Source organism: Klebsiella michiganensis (assembly GCA_000963575.1).
GTDB lineage: Bacteria > Pseudomonadota > Gammaproteobacteria > Enterobacterales > Enterobacteriaceae > Cedecea > Cedecea michiganensis_A.
On record CP011077.1, the window covers coordinates 3,231,147 to 3,246,375 of the forward strand.

The window sequence follows — 15,229 nt, forward strand, 5'->3', positions numbered from 1 at the left end:
GTCAACTATTAATCGCTATCAATATCCAGCAGGTTATTTAAAGCATGGGCCCGCAGTTCATTGACTTTACTGATGCTTTTTTCCGGCGAGGAACGGATCACATCGCGCGGATCGTTAATCAGCACGCGGCCATGACTATCGACTAAAAATTGCAGATCGTCGATATGCAATTCATGGTTTTTCAGCTTGTTAATAATGGCATTACAGTCCGCCAGCACGTTTTGATTGAACTTCTTATCATCCGGCAGGCTTTTCTTATTATTCACGATGTCTTCGGAATCAAACGCGTTGTGGATGTAGTCTTTCTCCACGCCGACGTTGCCGCCGTGTTTGACCAGGGCATGCGCATCCACAACGGGAAAGCCGAGGTGCTTAAGCTGTTTCGTGGTTTCAAGCTCTTTCAAAGCGTACTGTTCCGCCGAAATGGTGCCGGTGGTGCCCGGCCTGAACAGACACACGCACTTGCGTGGATCCTGCCGCGAGTGAAAGACATCTTTTTGACTTCCCGCGCCGATTTTCTGCCCCAGCGACGGCACATCCTGAAACGCCGTCCCCGGTGCCTGAACATTCGAAGCGGGCAAATGTCGCCCCTGGGCTGCATGGTTAGCAACGGTATACATAGTGGACTCTCCTGTGCGGTTCTTCACCGCGCTGTAGAAAGCCCTTGAGTGGCAATAGCAGCCCGCAGGTTCCCGTCGGCCTTGCCCTGGCACCTTTCGTAACCAGAAAAATTCCCGCGGCCCCATTCCAAACGCTATGAGATCGATTATCATTCCCTTCCTAAATTTTCCCGTTCTGAAGGTCATCCATGTTCACAGTGTTTACCGCCAAAGCTCGCTGGCTGCTTGCTGCCGTTGCCTTGTTGAGCTTCGCCGCCCAGGCCGCACCGATTGTTGTTACCGACGTAGCGGGCCGGGAAGTGACGCTGCCCCATCCGGCAAAACGCGTGATGCTGGCCGATGCGCGAGCCCTGCTGGCGCTGAATATTATTCACCCGAAGGACCCGCTGGAAAACATTATTGCCTGGGATAACTCGCTGAAGACCAAAGCGCCCGATCTGGCGGATGCCTATGCGCGAAAATTCCCGCAGGTGAGCAAAATTACGATGTTTGAGAACCCGTACTACACGGATTTCAGCGTCGAAAAAGCGGTCACGCTACAGCCTGACCTGATCATCTTTGACATCGGCGTGCTGGCCAAGCTGAAGAACAGCGGCGTGCTAAGCCAACTGGAAAAAGTAGGCATTCCGGTGCTGATTATCGACTTCCGTCAGCAGCCGTTGACCAACACCCTGCCCAGCATCGAGCTGCTGGGTAAAGTGTTTGATGAGCAGAAAAACGCCGATGCGTTTATTCAGCACTACCAGCAGCGGATGAATCTGGTGCGCGAGCGCGTGGCTACGCTGAAACCAGAGCAGCGCCCGAGCGTGTTTATTGAGCGCGCGGCGGGCATCCGCGGCGATGAATGCTGCCAGACCTTCGGCAAGGGCAGCTACGGCCAGTTTATTGATACCGCTGGCGGCAATAATATCGGCAGCAAGCTGTTCCCGGAAATGAGCGGCCAGGTGAATACCGAGCAGGTGATCACCAGCAACCCGGACTTCTACCTGATGACCGGCGCCGACTGGAACCGCGGCAACCGCGCGCCTAAAGCGGTACCGCTGGGTTATATGGCCGACAAAGCCGTGGCCGAGCAAAAGCTGAAGGGGCTGATGAACCGCACCGGCATTAACGTGCTGACGGCGGTGAAAGAGAAGCGCGTTATGGCTATTTACCATCAGTTCTACGATTCTCCGCTGAACTATATTGCGGTAGAGGCCATCGCGAAATTCCTGCACCCGGACCTGTTCAAAGACATCGATCCGCAGGCCGACATTGAGCAGGTTCACAAGCAGTTCACCGCGCTGGATTACAGCGGCGTCTTCTGGGTTACCCCATAAATTAAAACGGGCTGGACTAAACCATTAGCCAGGCCATCTGTTCTGCCGAGCGGGAAACTAATCGCTCGGCTTTTTTTTGCTTACTTTTTGTCTTATTCCGAATTATTCCGTAATAAAACTATTTACTTGAAAATAATTATCATTAAGATTGTCATTTCCAAAAAATACACATAACAGCAAACCAACGTTGTAAAGGAATGATGATGCGCCCCCTTTTTCGTGTCTCTCTTCTGGCAAGTGCTATAGCATTCGCGTTGCCAGCACTCGCTGCAGATAACACTCCAACAAATAAAACTCCCGCAGACAAAAAAGCCGACGATATTACCGTGGTTGGCAACTGGCTGGATAACCCGGACACCAGCACCGTGCTGCTTAACCACCCAGGTGCGCGCTCGATAGTGACCGAGCAGCAGCTTCATGAACAGGGTTCAGAGACGCTTGCCGATGCGCTGAAGGGCATTCCGGGCGTGCAGGTGCGCGACAGCAACGGCACCGGCGGCAGCGACATTTCTCTCAACGTGGGTATCCGCGGCCTGACTTCTCGTCTGTCCCCGCGCTCCACAATTCTCATGGATGGCGTTCCGCTGGCGGTTGCCCCTTACGGCCAGCCGCAGCTTTCCATGGCGCCATTGGGCATGGGCAACATTCAGTCCGTTGACGTGGTTCGCGGCGGCGGCGCCGTGCGCTATGGACCACAAAACGTCGGCGGCGTGATTAACTTTGTGACCCGCGACATTCCGAAAGAGTTTGGCGGCACCGTCAGCGCGCAGACTCAGGGTGCCAGCCACGGCGGCCTGAAGACGCTGACCAGCGCGTCCGTTGGCGGCACGGCGGATAACGGCTTTGGCGCAGAACTGCTCTACTCCGGCCTGCACGGCCAGGGCTACCGCGAGAGCAACGACAATACCGACATCGACGATTTCATGCTGAAGACCAAGTACAACTTCACCGATCGCGATGAGCTGCAGGCAAACTTCCATTACTACGAAGCCCAGTCCGGTATGCCGGGTGGCCTGACTACCGCCCAGTATGCGAAAGATCCGTTCCAGTCTGACCGCCGCTGGGATAGCTTTGAAGGCCGCCGGAAAGACATGTCCTTCAAATATAAGCACACCGAAGACGATAAAAAGCTGGAGGTCCTGACCTACTTTACCGACAGCTACCGCAGCAGCGATCTAGAGTACTTCAAGGGCAACAAACGCACCCTGAACTCAGCGCCGCGTAACTACTCCACCTGGGCGATTGAGCCAACCTATTCCCAGCTGTTCCGTTTCTGGGAGATGTCTCATGAGGTCACCCTGGGCTACCGCTACCTGAACGAAACGTCGGACGAGAAGGGTTACCGCACGCCAAAAGCGTATGATCCTGCCACCACCTACACTAAACCGGACATGAGCGAGTACTACCAGCACAGCTCCGGTGGTACGGCAGCCAACGCTTTCTACATTGATGACGCCATTAACGTCAGCAACTGGACTATCACGCCAGGTCTGCGCTATGAAAGCATCAAAACGCACACCAGCGATTCCTTCCAGAACATCGACCGCGAGAAGACCTACAGCGAACCGCTGCCTTCTATTAGCGTGATGTACCACATGTCTGATGCCTGGAAACTGTTTGCCAACGCCAGCACATCCTTCGGCAGCATGCAGTACTTCCAGCTGACCCGCGGCGGCAGCGGTAATCAGCCGGCAGCGGGCCTGACGCCGGAAAAAGCGCATACCTATGAGTTCGGTACCCGCTATGACGACACCACGCTGAAAGCCGAAGCTACGCTGTTCTACATCGACTTCAACGATCAGCTGCAGTACATCAACAACATTGTGGGCTGGACGAACCTGGGCGCAACCAAGCATCAGGGTCTTGAACTGGCGCTGAATTACGATCTGAGCGAAGTGAACCGTGCGCTGGATGGCGTGAGCGTGTACAGCACGTACACCTACACCAAAGCCACCAGCGACAAAGGTGACTTCGCCGGTAAAGATCTGCCGTTCTACTCTCGCCAGGTTTACACCGTGGGCACCCGCTACGCGACAGGCAACTGGGTATGGAATCTGGACAGCTTTGCGCAGTCTAAACAGAGCTCTCCGGGTACCGGGCCGAACTACATCACCGACGAAAGCGCGGACGGGCAGTTTGGTAATATCGCAGGCTATATGGTGTGGAATATGCGCGGCGAGTACGACTTCGGGCCGTCGCTGTCTCACCTGAAGCTGGGTGCCGGGATTAAGAACCTGTTCGATCAGCGTTATTACACGCGTTCAAACGACAATAACTCCGGGAAATACGTAGGCGAGCCGCGCACCTTCTTCGTGCAGGGTTCTCTGGCGTTCTGATAAAGACCCTCACCCTCTCCCTACAAGGGAGAGGGGATAAAAGGGTTTTCTTATGCTTTCTCCCCTTTGGGGAGAGGGCTGGGGTGAGGAGAAATTACGCCAGATCCCCGCCGTTGCTGGCAATCACCTTCTTATACCAGTAGAACGACTTCTTCGGCGTGCGCGCCAGCGTCCCCTGCCCTTGATCATCACGATCGACATACACAAAACCGTAGCGTTTGCTCATCTCGCCGGTTGAAGCTGAAACAAGATCAATGCAGCCCCAGGAGGTGTAGCCCATAACCGGAATACCGTCCTCAATCGCCTCGCCCATCGCTTTAATGTGTTCCCGCAGGTAGCCTATCCTATAGTCATCATTGATTTCCCCGTCGGCGTTGACCTCATCCTTCGCGCCCAGCCCGTTTTCAACCAGGAACAGCGGCTTCTGGTAGCGGTCGTACATCATGTTCATGGTAATGCGCAGGCCAAGCGGGTCGATGCCCCAGCCCCACTGGCTGAAGGTTATGTGCGGATTTTTGAGCGATTTAATGATATTCGCCGGGTTGGTATTGCCTTCATTCATGTCGGCCGAAGCACAGCGTGAGGCGTAATAGCTGAAGGAGACAAAATCGACGGTGTTCTTCAGGATCTCGTCGTCACCGGGCTCGGTGACAATTTCAACCCCTTTCTCACGAAACATCCGCGCCGCATAAGCCGGATAAGCCCCGCGCGCCTGCACGTCAATAAAGAACAGGTTCTCACGGTCTTTCTCCAGCGCCGCCCAAACGTCCTCAGGCTTGCAGCTGTACGGATAGAAATTGCCGCCGGCCAGCATACAGCCGACCTGATTTGCCGGGTTAACTTCATGAGCAATTTTGGTGACCAGCGCGCTAGCAACCAGCTCGTGGTGCGCGGCCTGATACATCACCTGCTCTTTGTTATCCCCTTCTTCAAAGACCAGCCCGGCGCCGGAGAACGGGCTGTGCAACATAATATTGATTTCATTGAAGGTCAGCCAATATTTCACCAGACCGTCGAACGCCTCAAAACAGGTTCGCGCGTAGTGGCTGAAAAACGCCACCATTTTACGGTTACGCCAGGAACCGTATTCCTGGACCAGGTGCATTGGCACATCGAAATGGCAGAGCGTCACCAGCGGTTCGATGTTGTATTTCTGGCACTCGGCAAACAGGTCACGATAGAACGCGATCCCTTCCGGGTTAGGCGTCGTTTCATCCCCTTTGGGGAAAATACGGCTCCACGCAATAGAGGTTCGGAAAACGGTGAACCCCATTTCGGCCATCAGCGCGATGTCCTCTTTATAGCGATGGTAAAAATCTATGGCCTCGTGGCTGGGGTAAAACTCATCGTCCCGCAGCACAAACCGCTTTTCCACGCCGAGTTTTACTCCAAAGCGGTTGTCACCATGCGGGATCATATCGACGGTGCTTAGCCCCTTGCCGCCGGCCTGATACGCACCTTCTGCCTGATTAGCCGCAATTGCGCCGCCCCATAAAAATCCTTTTGGAAAAACTGTCTCAGCCATGTCTACCTCTGATTAAAGTGTTTTTACTGCATTATCTTGTCGTACAAATTCTGCGCCGCCGCCCTGCTCTTTGGCTTTAGCCTCCTCAACGGGAATATCTTCAAACCCGAGAATAAGCGTAGTAATAAACGAGAGCACCACGGCCAGAATCATCACCGCCACAACCCAAACGATGCTCATCGGGTTGGCGGGGTCGAAGAACTGCACGCTGGTGAAAAGCCCCGGTGAGGCCATGGAATGGCTGGCAAGCCCGCCAATACCGGCGACGGCACCGCAAATAAAACCGCTGATAAGGCAGGCGATCAACGGGCGTTTCAGCCGCACCGCTACGCCGTAAAGCGCAGGTTCTGAAATACCGGCCACGATTGCCGACGCGGCAGCGGCGAGCGCCGTCTGACGCAGTTCCGGATTCTTTGTCCGCCAGGCGACGGCCAAAGATGACCCCCCGAGAGACAGGTTAGCGCCAATTTCCGACGGCATAACCATGCCTTCTTTGCCGGTTTCGGCGATGGTCTGGATAATTGTCGGCGTAAACACGCGGTGCATCCCGGTCATCACCAGCAGCGGCCAGATAGCCCCCATGATGGCGACGGAAAGCCAGCCCAGGTAACCGTGCACGGTGTAAACCAGGGAAGAAATCCCGCTGCCTATCCAAATGCCTAATGGCCCAATCAGCAAAATCGCTATCGGCGCGGAAACCAGCACGATAAGCATCGGCTTGAGGAAGTTTTTCGTCACCGCAGGCGTGATGCGATCAATCCACTGTTCGATATACGACAGCAGCCAGGTCATCACCAGCGCCGGAATAACGGTATAGGTGTATTTCACGGCGGTAACGGGCACGCCCATAAAATCAACCGCCTGCCCCTGAGACGCCTTGGCCATCAGGTCAATAAAGGCCGGATGCACCAGCACCCCGGCGATAGCAATCGCCAGCGACATGTTGGTTTTAAATTTCACGGCAGCAGAGGCTGCCACCATCACCGGCAGGAAGAAGAAAGCGCCGTCACCGATGAGGTTAAGAATAATCAGCGTCGAGGAGGTTGTTTCAAATAACCCGGTCATCGCGAGGATCATCGCCAGCAGCTTCACCATCGAGCCGCCGATGATGGCCGGGATAAGCGGCGACATAGTGCCAATCAACGCATCCAGAATACCCGCCCCGATGCGCTTCAGGGTCAGTTTGCCTTTTGCCGCCGTCTGCGGCCTGCCCCCTGTTCCTTCGGGGAGATGTTTCAGTACTTCAGCGTAGGCCTGAGACACCGTGTTACCAATAATGACCTGGCACTGCTGGTCATTTTTAACCACGCCCAGCACGCCGGAAATTGCCTTCAGTCGGGCGCTATCGACGCCTGCATCATCCTGTAATACAAAGCGCAAACGCGTCATGCAATGGGTTACCGCCACTACGTTTTCCGCGCCGCCTAAAGCCTCAATAATCTGTCGGGATACTGCCTCGTACTTGTTAGCCATGAGGTGAAACTCTCTTGTTATGATTTCGTAGGTAACCGGTTCCACATAATCATGTGTAGTTAAAAAACATATAACAATGATTATTTTTATTGAGATCGATTTTTGTGATTCACCTCGAAATACAGGCTACGCTGCGCCCTGACCGTGAAAAGTGTAAAATGGTCAGAAATGACGAACTTACGAGAAGCCTTTATGTCGACAATGCAGGAAGTAGCGAAAAAAGCAGGCGTATCGAAGGCGACCGTTTCGCGCGTGTTGTCTGGTAAAGGCTACGTGAGCGAGGCCACTAAAACGCAGGTGTACCAGGCCATACAGGAAACGGGGTATCGCCCCAATTTGCTGGCCCGTAATCTGGCCACCAGCAAGTCAGGCTATATTGGACTGGTGGTGACCAACACGCTGTACAGCGGGAACTATTTTAGCGAACTGCTTTCCCAGGCCGCGCTAAAGCTGGAAGCCAGCGGGCGCCAACTGATTCTGGTCGACGGCAAACATAGCGCCCAGGAAGAGCAGGCCGCCGTGCAGTTCCTGCTCGATTTGCACTGTGACGCGGTGATCATTTACCCGCGTTTTTTAAGCGTGGATGAGATGGACGCGCTGATTGAGCAGCACAAGCAGCCGATCATGGTAATGAATCGTAAGCTGCGCAAACACCAGAGCCACTGCATTTGCTGCGACCACAAAGGCTCCAGCTTTAAGGCCACCCGCTACCTGATTGACCAGGGCCACCGGGATATCGCCTTTATTACCGGCGTCCTCGACTCTCCCACGGCCAGAGAGCGCCTGTCTGGCTACCGGGAAGCACTGGAGCAGGCAGGACTACGGGTAAGGGACGAACTGATTGCCACCGGAAAATGGACGCCGGCCAGCGGTTCTGCCGCAGTCGAAAGCCTGCTCAGTGCGAAACTGAACTTCAGCGCCCTGGTTGCCAGTAATGATGATATGGCTATCGGCGCTATCAGCAGGCTCGGTCAGGCCGGTCTGTCGGTGCCGGGCGATGTGTCCGTTATCGGCTTTGATAATATCCCGACCGGGGCTTTTCTCTCCCCGCCGCTGTCGAGCGTGAAGGAGCCGGTGAGTGAGATGATTCATGAAGTGATTAACCGCCTGACGGCGATGCTGGACGGCGGCTATTTCTCAAGAGATAACCTGTACAGTTCTGAGATGATTGTGCGGAGTTCTGTGGCAAAAGGGCCTCATTTTCAGCAAAAATAAGGCAAAAGAAAAAGGAGCGAACTACGCTCCTTCAGACGGCTGCCCCCTCCTGCCGTAAGAAGAAATGCCAGGCAATTCGGCAATAAAACTGGAAAATCAATTCATTGATTTTCGGCTGATAATCACAAAGAGGGAAATACCACGCTTTTTCCCTCTTTGTCAGCAACCATAAGGAGCGAACTACGCTCCTTTTTCTCATTTAATCACCACTCCCGAACACCGCTTCCACGGCAAAGGCAGCGATTTGTCCATCCTGCTCTTTAGTGGCGCCCGAAACCCCAATCGCGCCAATAACCGCCCCCTCGGCGTTACGCAGCGGGATACCGCCGTCAATGCCCACCAGCCCGCCGTTACTGTTTTCCAGCGAATACGCCGGGCCGTTTGGATGCAAATTAACGCCGACATCTTCGCTGTTGGCCTGGAATAGCACCGCCGTACGCGCTTTACGCATCGCGATATCAATGGTGGCCAGGAATGTGCCGTCCATGCGGGCAAAGGCCGTTAAATGGCCGCCGCTGTCCAGCACCACGACAGAAACCGGGGGGAAACTGTGGATCTCCACCGCCGTTTTTACGCGGGCGATCAGCGCTTCTGCAAGAACTAAACTGACTGTCACGATGAAAACCTCAATGTGCTAACGGGGGACGTTTTTTGGCGTCAACCACCGCCCAGGTGTGGATCAGCAGGCCGAAGACCGCCAGAATTGCGCCCACCCAGCCGGTGGACTCCCAGCCAAAGCCCGCGGAAATAGTCACCCCGCCAAGCCAGGCGCCTAACGCGTTGGCGATGTTAAACGCCGAATGATTCATCGCCGCCGCCATAGTTTGTGCATCTCCGGCGACGTCCATCAGGCGGATTTGCAGCACCGAAGAAAGCGACACCATCGTGCCCACCAGCATCACGGTGACAGCGCCCAGCCACGGATAATGTGAGGTGTAAACATAGGCACTGAGTACCAGGATCGCCCAAATCAGCAGCAGGCGGACGGTTTTCTCCAGCCCGCGATCTGCCAGCCGACCCCCTACGATATTGCCGACAATCATACCCAGACCGAACATCGACAGGATCACCGGGATCATCCCCACCGACTGATGCGCCAGCTCCAGCATGGTGGGCTTCACGTAGCTGAAGACGGAGAACATTCCGCCGCTGCCAATAGCGCCAATAGCCAGCGTCAGCAGCACCTGCTTACGCGTCAGGGCGGTCAGCTCACGCAGCGGGCTGGCGTCTTTATCTCCGGCCCGCCACGGCACCCAGGCCCGAACCAGAATCAGCGTCAATACCGCCAGGCCACCGACGATGGCAAACGCGCTGCGCCAGCCGAACAGTTGCCCAATGGCCGCCACCGCAGGCACGCCGAGCAAGTTGGCTATCGTCAGGCCCAGCAGCACCATCGACACCGCCTGCGCGCGCTTCGAGCGTTCAACGAGGCTTGCGGCCAGCAGAGCCGCTACGCCGAAGAAGGTGCCATGCGGGAAACCGGCCAGGAAGCGCGCCAGCATCATGGAGTAGTACCCTGGCGCAAAAGCGCTCAGCAGGTTACCAACGGCAAACATCGCCATCAGGGCAATCAGAAAATCACGCCGCGCCATGCGGGCGCCCAGCACCGCCAGCAGCGGAGCCCCGACCACCACGCCCAGCGCATAAATGCTGATCAGGTGGCCCGCGGAGGGGATCGAGACGTGCAGCCCGTTTGCGGCATCGGGCAGCAATCCCATGATGACGAACTCGCCGGTACCGATGGCGAAACCGCCCATGCCGAGCGCAAACAGCGCTTTCAGCAGCCCCGATCGCGACAGGGAAACTGTCTCAGCCCCTTGTTCAAGGGCTTGTTCATTAGGTGATGACATAGTTTTTTGACTTGTGCAGGTGAACAACAAAATACGCCCCGGCGCGGTTCGTCGGGGCGCGAGAGTACTAAAGCGATGTTTTCCGGTGCGGAGGTGCCATAAATTCGGCCCCCAGCGGGGTGCTAATGTGTTTGTCTAATATCAGGTCGATGTCGTGTTTATCTTCAGCGGTCAATGTCCAGCCGGAAACGTCTTCCACCCCGCTTAATTGTTCAGGACGGCGAGCGCCCCACAGCGCGATGGTAGGCCCGGCATCAAGCACCCAGCGCAGCGCCAGAGCCATCACGCTCTTGCCGTAACGCTCTGCGGCAAACGCTTTCAACGTTTCGACCGCGGCCAGATACTGTGCAAAGCGCGGCGGCTGGAATTTAGGATCGAAACTGCGCAGGTCACCTTCACCAAACACAGTTTCCGGCGTCATGCGGCCGGACAGCAGGCCACGGCAAATCGCACCGTAGGCCAGCACGACCATCTGGTGGTATTTCGCATACGGCAGCAGATCTGTTTCGGTTGCACCGCGTTCAAACAGGTTGAGCGGCGGCTGCATGGTTGCCAACGGCGCGGCGCTGCGGAATCTGTCCATCTGTGCTGGCGAATAGTTGCTCACGCCGAGGGCGCGGAATTTCCCCTGCTGATGCAGCGTTTCCAGCACGCGCGCGGTTTCGTCTATAGCCACTAAATCGTCCGGCCAGTGAACCTGGTAGAGGTCAATGTAATCCGTTTGCAGGCGGCGAAGCGAGTCTTCAATTTCCTGGCGAATGCGCTGCGGCGTGGAATTACGCGTAACCCGCCCGGCGTCGTCCCAGTCCAGCGCCACTTTGGTGGCAATAATCGCCTTGTCCCGACGACCGACCAGCGCTTTGCCCACTACCTCTTCTGAGTGCCCGAAGCCGTAAACTGGCGCGGTGTCGATAAGGTTGATGCCGCATTCCAGCGCTGCATGCAGCGTCGCTATCGATTGCTCGTCGTTACTGCCGCCCCACATACTGCCGCCAATGGCCCACGTTCCCAGGCCGATACGGCTGACCGGCTCAGAGATGCCCGCGATGTGAATCGTTTCGATTGCCATGATTTACCCCTGTCTGTTCTGTGAACTTATAATAACTCATGTTAAGTTGAATTTATTTCAACGAACCCTTGATGACAGAGGCCCCTTTTATGCCCGCTCCGGTCCGCGGTGAACTCGCCGATCTCAACGTTTTTTTAACTATCTGTCGCCGCAAAAGCTTCCGCCTGGCGGCCTCTGAGCTGGGTGTGTCTACTTCTGCGCTAAGCCATACTATGCGCGGGCTGGAGGAGAGGCTCGGCGTTCGCCTGTTAAACCGCACCAGCCGTTCCGTGGTACCCACCGACGCCGGTGAAGCGCTGCTTGGGCATCTGGAAACCGGCTTTTCCCATATCCGTATGGCGCTCGATGAGCTGGATCACTACCGCGAGTCCCCGGTCGGGCGATTGCGGATCAACATTCCGCGAGATGCCGCTCAGCTGCTGTTTGCGCCAGTGCTGGCAAAGTTTATGGCTATGTATCCGCGGCTGCAGATGGAGATTACCGTCGATAACACGCTGGTTGATATTATCGGCAGCGGCTATGACGCCGGGATTCGCTACGGGGAGAGCGTCCCCAAAGACATGATTGCGATGCCGGTGACGCGCAAGCTGAGGTGGATAGTGGTTGCCTCACCTCAGTATTTAACCAATACCGCGCACCTCCCGCTGGAAAAACCGGACGATCTCTTCCAGCACCAGTGCATCCGTATGCGACTCGGCAACGGCACGCTGTACAAATGGGAGCTTAACCGGGGCAAAGAGGCGCTGGCACTGGATGTGCCAGGCTCGCTGATTCTCAATGAGAGCGAAATGATCATTGATACCGCCTTAAACGGCTTCGGGCTGGCGTATTGCCTGGATGTGCGAGTGCGCCCTCTGCTGGAAAGCGGGCAACTGGTGCAGGCGATTCCGGAATGGGTTTGTGAAGATGAGCCCATGGTAATGTATTACCCCAGCCGCAGGCAGCTTCATCCCGGCTTAAGAAGGCTTATCGAGATGATGCGTGAGGCCACGCTGTACTAAAAATATTTCATATTAATAATCAATAAGTAAACCTTCATTCATGCGCCATTGAATTTAAATAGCTTGCAATAACATAGTGCACTATTTAAATTCACCCGCAGTCACCGCCGCATCAGGCGAGCCACTTCCAATTAAATAGCACGCGATACAATCGCAAAGGAGATAATATGTCACGCTCATTACTACTCGCCATGGGTTTAACCGCTTCCAGCCTTGCCTCTGCTTATGCCGCCGATGTGCCTGTCCCGACGGTTGGCGTGAGTAAATTCCTTTCCGCTTTAAACAGCGGAGGCGGTAAACCCATCGAGCAGCTCTCCCCGCAGGCTGCGCGGCAGGTACTGATCGGCGCCCAGAAAGGGGCAACCCTGCCCGCCGCCGAGGTCTCTGAAAAGACGATTACCGTGGGCGGCAAGCCGCTGACGCTGACCATCGTTAAGCCGAAAAACGCCAGCGGCACGCTGCCGGTGTTTATGTTCTTCCACGGCGGCGGCTGGGTGCTGGGCGACTTCCAGACCCATGAACGCCTGGTGCGTGATTTAGTGGTCGAATCGGGCGCTGCGGCGGTGTTCGTTAACTACACCCCGTCGCCGGAAGCGCACTTCCCTGTCGCCATCAACCAGGCCTATGAAGCCACCCGCTGGGTTGCCGAACACGGCAGCGAAATTGGCGTGGACGGCAGCCGCCTGGCGCTGGCCGGGAACAGCGTGGGTGGGAATATGGTTGCCGCCGTCGCCCTGCAGGCCAAAGCGCAGCATACCCCGGCGATTCGCTACCAGGTCATGCTTTGGCCGGTGACCGACGCGCGCTTTGATACCGGATCTTATAACCAGTTCTCAAACGGCTATTTCCTCAGCAAGAACATGATGAAATGGTTCTGGGATAACTACACCACGAACGAGAGCGACCGCCGCAACATCCTGGCTTCACCGCTGGAGGCCAGCCGCGAGCAGCTGAAAGGCCTGCCGCCAACATTGATTCAGACGGCGGAACTGGACGTGCTGCGCGATGAAGGCGAAGCTTTTGGCCGTAAGCTCGACGCGGCGGGCGTGCCGGTGACAGTGACCCGCTATAACGGCATGATCCACGACTACGGTTTATTGAATGCTATCAGCGGAGAACCCACCGTCCGTACCGCCATTGCGCAGGCCGCAGGGGAACTACGCGCTCATCTGAACTGAGTCCAGCCCGGCATTTGGGGGTACGAGAGTTATCCCCTTTTGCCTTCACCTGCCCCATCGATGGGGCAAATAATTCATCTCCCGGCATTGCGGGGGGTTGATATAGGTCAACGTGACGGCCCACGGAAAGCGCAAGATACCCACCCGCGAATAATAGAATTTATATTATCCCGAACAGAAATTAACCATTAATAATGACAGATGAGTGAATGACTGATGAGCAAGCTGAAAATGTTGGTCCTGTCGCTGGGCCTGGTCAGTGGCCTGGCAAGCGCTGCCCTGCCGCTGTTCAATGGACAGGGTGCGCCGGGCGAGGTACATATCGATAACGGGGGGCCGGTCTATCTTAACGGCAAGCAAATGGCGCTGAAGAAGGTCAACGACAGCTTCTATGAGGCGCGCGGCCAGGGCGTGGTGTTATCGATTGCCGTGATGCCGGACGGCAGTCCTTCCGTCAGTTGGACGGGTAAACACCGGGCCCACGGGGAAATTATTCCGGCAGAAAAGTGATGCCTCAAGGCTTCCGTTCGGCGGGTGAGAGGGCCTCACCCGCACAGCATCTTATTCCGCTTTGGCAGGCTTCAGGCGCTGGGTCAGACCGCGCAGGAAGTAACGCAGGAACTGATCGCCGCACTCGCGGTAGTTTTTATGATCGGGGTTGCGCATCATGGCGGTAATTTCCGGCATAGAGATGCGGAACTGCTGGGCGGTGAGGATCTCCAGCACGTCGTCAGACTTCAGCTCAAAAGCGATACGCAGCTTTTTCAGAATAATGTTGTTGGTCATCCGGCGCTCGAGCTTCGGCTCCGGCTTGCTTTCATCTTTGCCGCGTTTGAAGTAGATCAGACCGTTAAGAAAGTTTGCCATGATCAGATCCGGGCAGGCTTTAAAGCCTTCTTCGTCCTCTTTTTTCAGCCACGGAACGATTTGTTCAGCGGGGACGTCGGTGCCGGTCAGGGCAAGGATCTTAACGATTCCATCGTTATTCAGGTTCAGCATGTAGCGAACGCTAAGCAGTACATCATTATTCAACATGGGACAATCTCAGGAGCCAAAAGCGGGCAGTATATAGAGAAGCGACCGCGTTGTAACAAAAACCGCGCGGATTTGTCCGCCAGAGCCAAATTTGCTGGCGGTGAATTGGCACTCTTCAGGCTTAAGGGTAGACTCAATGGGCTAACTTTGATCCTAAAAGGTTCCCCTTTGATACTACGACTTTGGCAAGAATCAGATCGTCCCTTCTTACGTACCCTTTATCTTCAAGCTCGCCGTAAGGCCTGGCCCTGGCTCGACGGCGGCGCCTGGCAGCTCGAAGACTTTGACAGCGCGACGCAGGATGAACGCATCTGGGTAGCAGAAGAAAACGGTCACCGTATCGGCTTCGCTTCCGTTTGGGTACAGGATAACTTTTTGCACAACCTGTTCGTCAGCCCGGAATATCAGCGAACGGGGGCGGGAAAGGCGCTTCTGGAGAAAGTACAGGGTGAATTTACCGGCACGGGTTCGCTAAAGTGCCTGGCAAAAAATGAACACGCGATTGAGTTTTATCGGCGTAACGGCTGGCATATTGAAGCACCGGGAGACGGGCCGGACGGGGAATACTATTTAATGCATTTTGTGTTGAGGTAGCGCCTCACCTCCTG

Annotated in this window: 14 protein-coding genes; 7 read left to right on the forward strand and 7 right to left on the reverse strand. The window is 55.7% G+C overall.

From position 1 onward, the window contains the following. Positions 1–8: 8 nt before the first annotated feature. Positions 9–620, reverse strand: a complete 612-nt coding sequence (locus VW41_14930; protein ID AJZ90218.1) for a type III effector HopBF1 — start codon at positions 618–620, stop codon at positions 9–11. A 188-nt stretch (positions 621–808) separates the two neighbouring features. Here VW41_14930 and VW41_14935 point away from each other — a divergent pair, with 188 nt between their 5' ends. After that, positions 809–1,939 carry an iron transporter gene (locus VW41_14935; GenBank protein AJZ90219.1) on the forward strand — a complete coding sequence of 377 codons (1,131 nt, stop codon included), beginning with the start codon at positions 809–811 and terminating at the stop codon, positions 1,937–1,939. 203 nt (positions 1,940–2,142) lie between these two features. Beyond that, complete coding sequence (locus tag VW41_14940; protein AJZ90220.1) at positions 2,143–4,275, forward strand: amino acid ABC transporter substrate-binding protein; 2,133 nt, start codon at positions 2,143–2,145, stop codon at positions 4,273–4,275. 94 nt (positions 4,276–4,369) lie between these two features. On the opposite strand, the gene VW41_14945 is transcribed toward VW41_14940, so the two are convergent. Both VW41_14945 and VW41_14950 read right to left on the reverse strand, forming a co-directional pair. Beyond that, entirely contained in the window at positions 4,370–5,800 is a 1,431-nt protein-coding gene (locus VW41_14945) for a 6-phospho-beta-glucosidase (GenBank protein ID AJZ90221.1), read from the reverse strand. 12 nt (positions 5,801–5,812) lie between these two features. Then, complete coding sequence (locus tag VW41_14950) at positions 5,813–7,273, reverse strand: PTS system cellobiose/arbutin/salicin-specific transporter subunits IIBC (protein AJZ90222.1); 1,461 nt, start codon at positions 7,271–7,273, stop codon at positions 5,813–5,815. Positions 7,274–7,465: 192 nt separating this feature from the next. On the opposite strand from VW41_14950, the gene VW41_14955 reads away from it, so the two are divergent. Further along, entirely contained in the window at positions 7,466–8,488 is a 1,023-nt protein-coding gene (locus VW41_14955) for a transcriptional regulator (protein AJZ90223.1), read from the forward strand. A 199-nt stretch (positions 8,489–8,687) separates the two neighbouring features. On the opposite strand, the gene VW41_14960 is transcribed toward VW41_14955, so the two are convergent. The 3 genes from VW41_14960 to VW41_14970 form a co-directional block, all read right to left on the reverse strand. Further along, entirely contained in the window at positions 8,688–9,104 is a 417-nt protein-coding gene (locus tag VW41_14960; GenBank protein ID AJZ90224.1) for a hypothetical protein, read from the reverse strand. Between the two features lie 10 nt (positions 9,105–9,114). Then, positions 9,115–10,338 carry an MFS transporter gene (locus tag VW41_14965; GenBank protein AJZ90225.1) on the reverse strand — a complete coding sequence of 408 codons (1,224 nt, stop codon included), beginning with the start codon at positions 10,336–10,338 and terminating at the stop codon, positions 9,115–9,117. Positions 10,339–10,405: 67 nt separating this feature from the next. Next, positions 10,406–11,407: a general stress protein gene (locus VW41_14970; GenBank protein AJZ90226.1), complete on the reverse strand. Its 1,002-nt coding sequence runs from the start codon at positions 11,405–11,407 to the stop codon at positions 10,406–10,408. A gap of 89 nt (positions 11,408–11,496) precedes the next feature. Here VW41_14970 and VW41_14975 point away from each other — a divergent pair, with 89 nt between their 5' ends. The 3 genes from VW41_14975 (at position 11,497) to VW41_14985 (ending at position 14,096) form a co-directional block, all read left to right on the forward strand. Beyond that, complete coding sequence (locus VW41_14975) at positions 11,497–12,408, forward strand: LysR family transcriptional regulator (GenBank protein ID AJZ90227.1); 912 nt, start codon at positions 11,497–11,499, stop codon at positions 12,406–12,408. Positions 12,409–12,575: 167 nt separating this feature from the next. Then, complete coding sequence (locus tag VW41_14980) at positions 12,576–13,586, forward strand: alpha/beta hydrolase (GenBank protein AJZ90228.1); 1,011 nt, start codon at positions 12,576–12,578, stop codon at positions 13,584–13,586. A gap of 225 nt (positions 13,587–13,811) precedes the next feature. Continuing rightward, a complete protein-coding gene (locus VW41_14985; protein ID AJZ91994.1) occupies positions 13,812–14,096 on the forward strand; it encodes a hypothetical protein in 285 nt (94 codons plus the stop codon). Between the two features lie 51 nt (positions 14,097–14,147). On the opposite strand, the gene VW41_14990 is transcribed toward VW41_14985, so the two are convergent. Then, positions 14,148–14,621: a hypothetical protein gene (locus VW41_14990; protein ID AJZ90229.1), complete on the reverse strand. Its 474-nt coding sequence runs from the start codon at positions 14,619–14,621 to the stop codon at positions 14,148–14,150. A 168-nt stretch (positions 14,622–14,789) separates the two neighbouring features. On the opposite strand from VW41_14990, the gene VW41_14995 reads away from it, so the two are divergent. Next, complete coding sequence (locus VW41_14995) at positions 14,790–15,215, forward strand: GCN5 family acetyltransferase (GenBank protein AJZ90230.1); 426 nt, start codon at positions 14,790–14,792, stop codon at positions 15,213–15,215. Positions 15,216–15,229 lie beyond the last annotated feature (14 nt).

What these genes read in the sequence shown, in the direction of transcription:
- VW41_14950 (AJZ90222.1), bottom strand. Translation starts at nt 7,273, where the DNA reads ATGGCTAACAAGTACGAGGCAGTATCCCGACAGATTATTGAGGCTTTA.
- VW41_14975 (AJZ90227.1), top strand. Translation starts at nt 11,497, where the DNA reads ATGCCCGCTCCGGTCCGCGGTGAACTCGCCGATCTCAACGTTTTTTTA.
- VW41_14990 (AJZ90229.1), bottom strand. Translation starts at nt 14,621, where the DNA reads ATGTTGAATAATGATGTACTGCTTAGCGTTCGCTACATGCTGAACCTG.
- VW41_14935 (AJZ90219.1), top strand. Translation starts at nt 809, where the DNA reads ATGTTCACAGTGTTTACCGCCAAAGCTCGCTGGCTGCTTGCTGCCGTT.
- VW41_14955 (AJZ90223.1), top strand. Translation starts at nt 7,466, where the DNA reads ATGTCGACAATGCAGGAAGTAGCGAAAAAAGCAGGCGTATCGAAGGCG.
- VW41_14945 (AJZ90221.1), bottom strand. Translation starts at nt 5,800, where the DNA reads ATGGCTGAGACAGTTTTTCCAAAAGGATTTTTATGGGGCGGCGCAATT.
- VW41_14965 (AJZ90225.1), bottom strand. Translation starts at nt 10,338, where the DNA reads ATGTCATCACCTAATGAACAAGCCCTTGAACAAGGGGCTGAGACAGTT.
- VW41_14940 (AJZ90220.1), top strand. Translation starts at nt 2,143, where the DNA reads ATGCGCCCCCTTTTTCGTGTCTCTCTTCTGGCAAGTGCTATAGCATTC.
- VW41_14930 (AJZ90218.1), bottom strand. Translation starts at nt 620, where the DNA reads ATGTATACCGTTGCTAACCATGCAGCCCAGGGGCGACATTTGCCCGCT.
- VW41_14970 (AJZ90226.1), bottom strand. Translation starts at nt 11,407, where the DNA reads ATGGCAATCGAAACGATTCACATCGCGGGCATCTCTGAGCCGGTCAGC.
- VW41_14980 (AJZ90228.1), top strand. Translation starts at nt 12,576, where the DNA reads ATGTCACGCTCATTACTACTCGCCATGGGTTTAACCGCTTCCAGCCTT.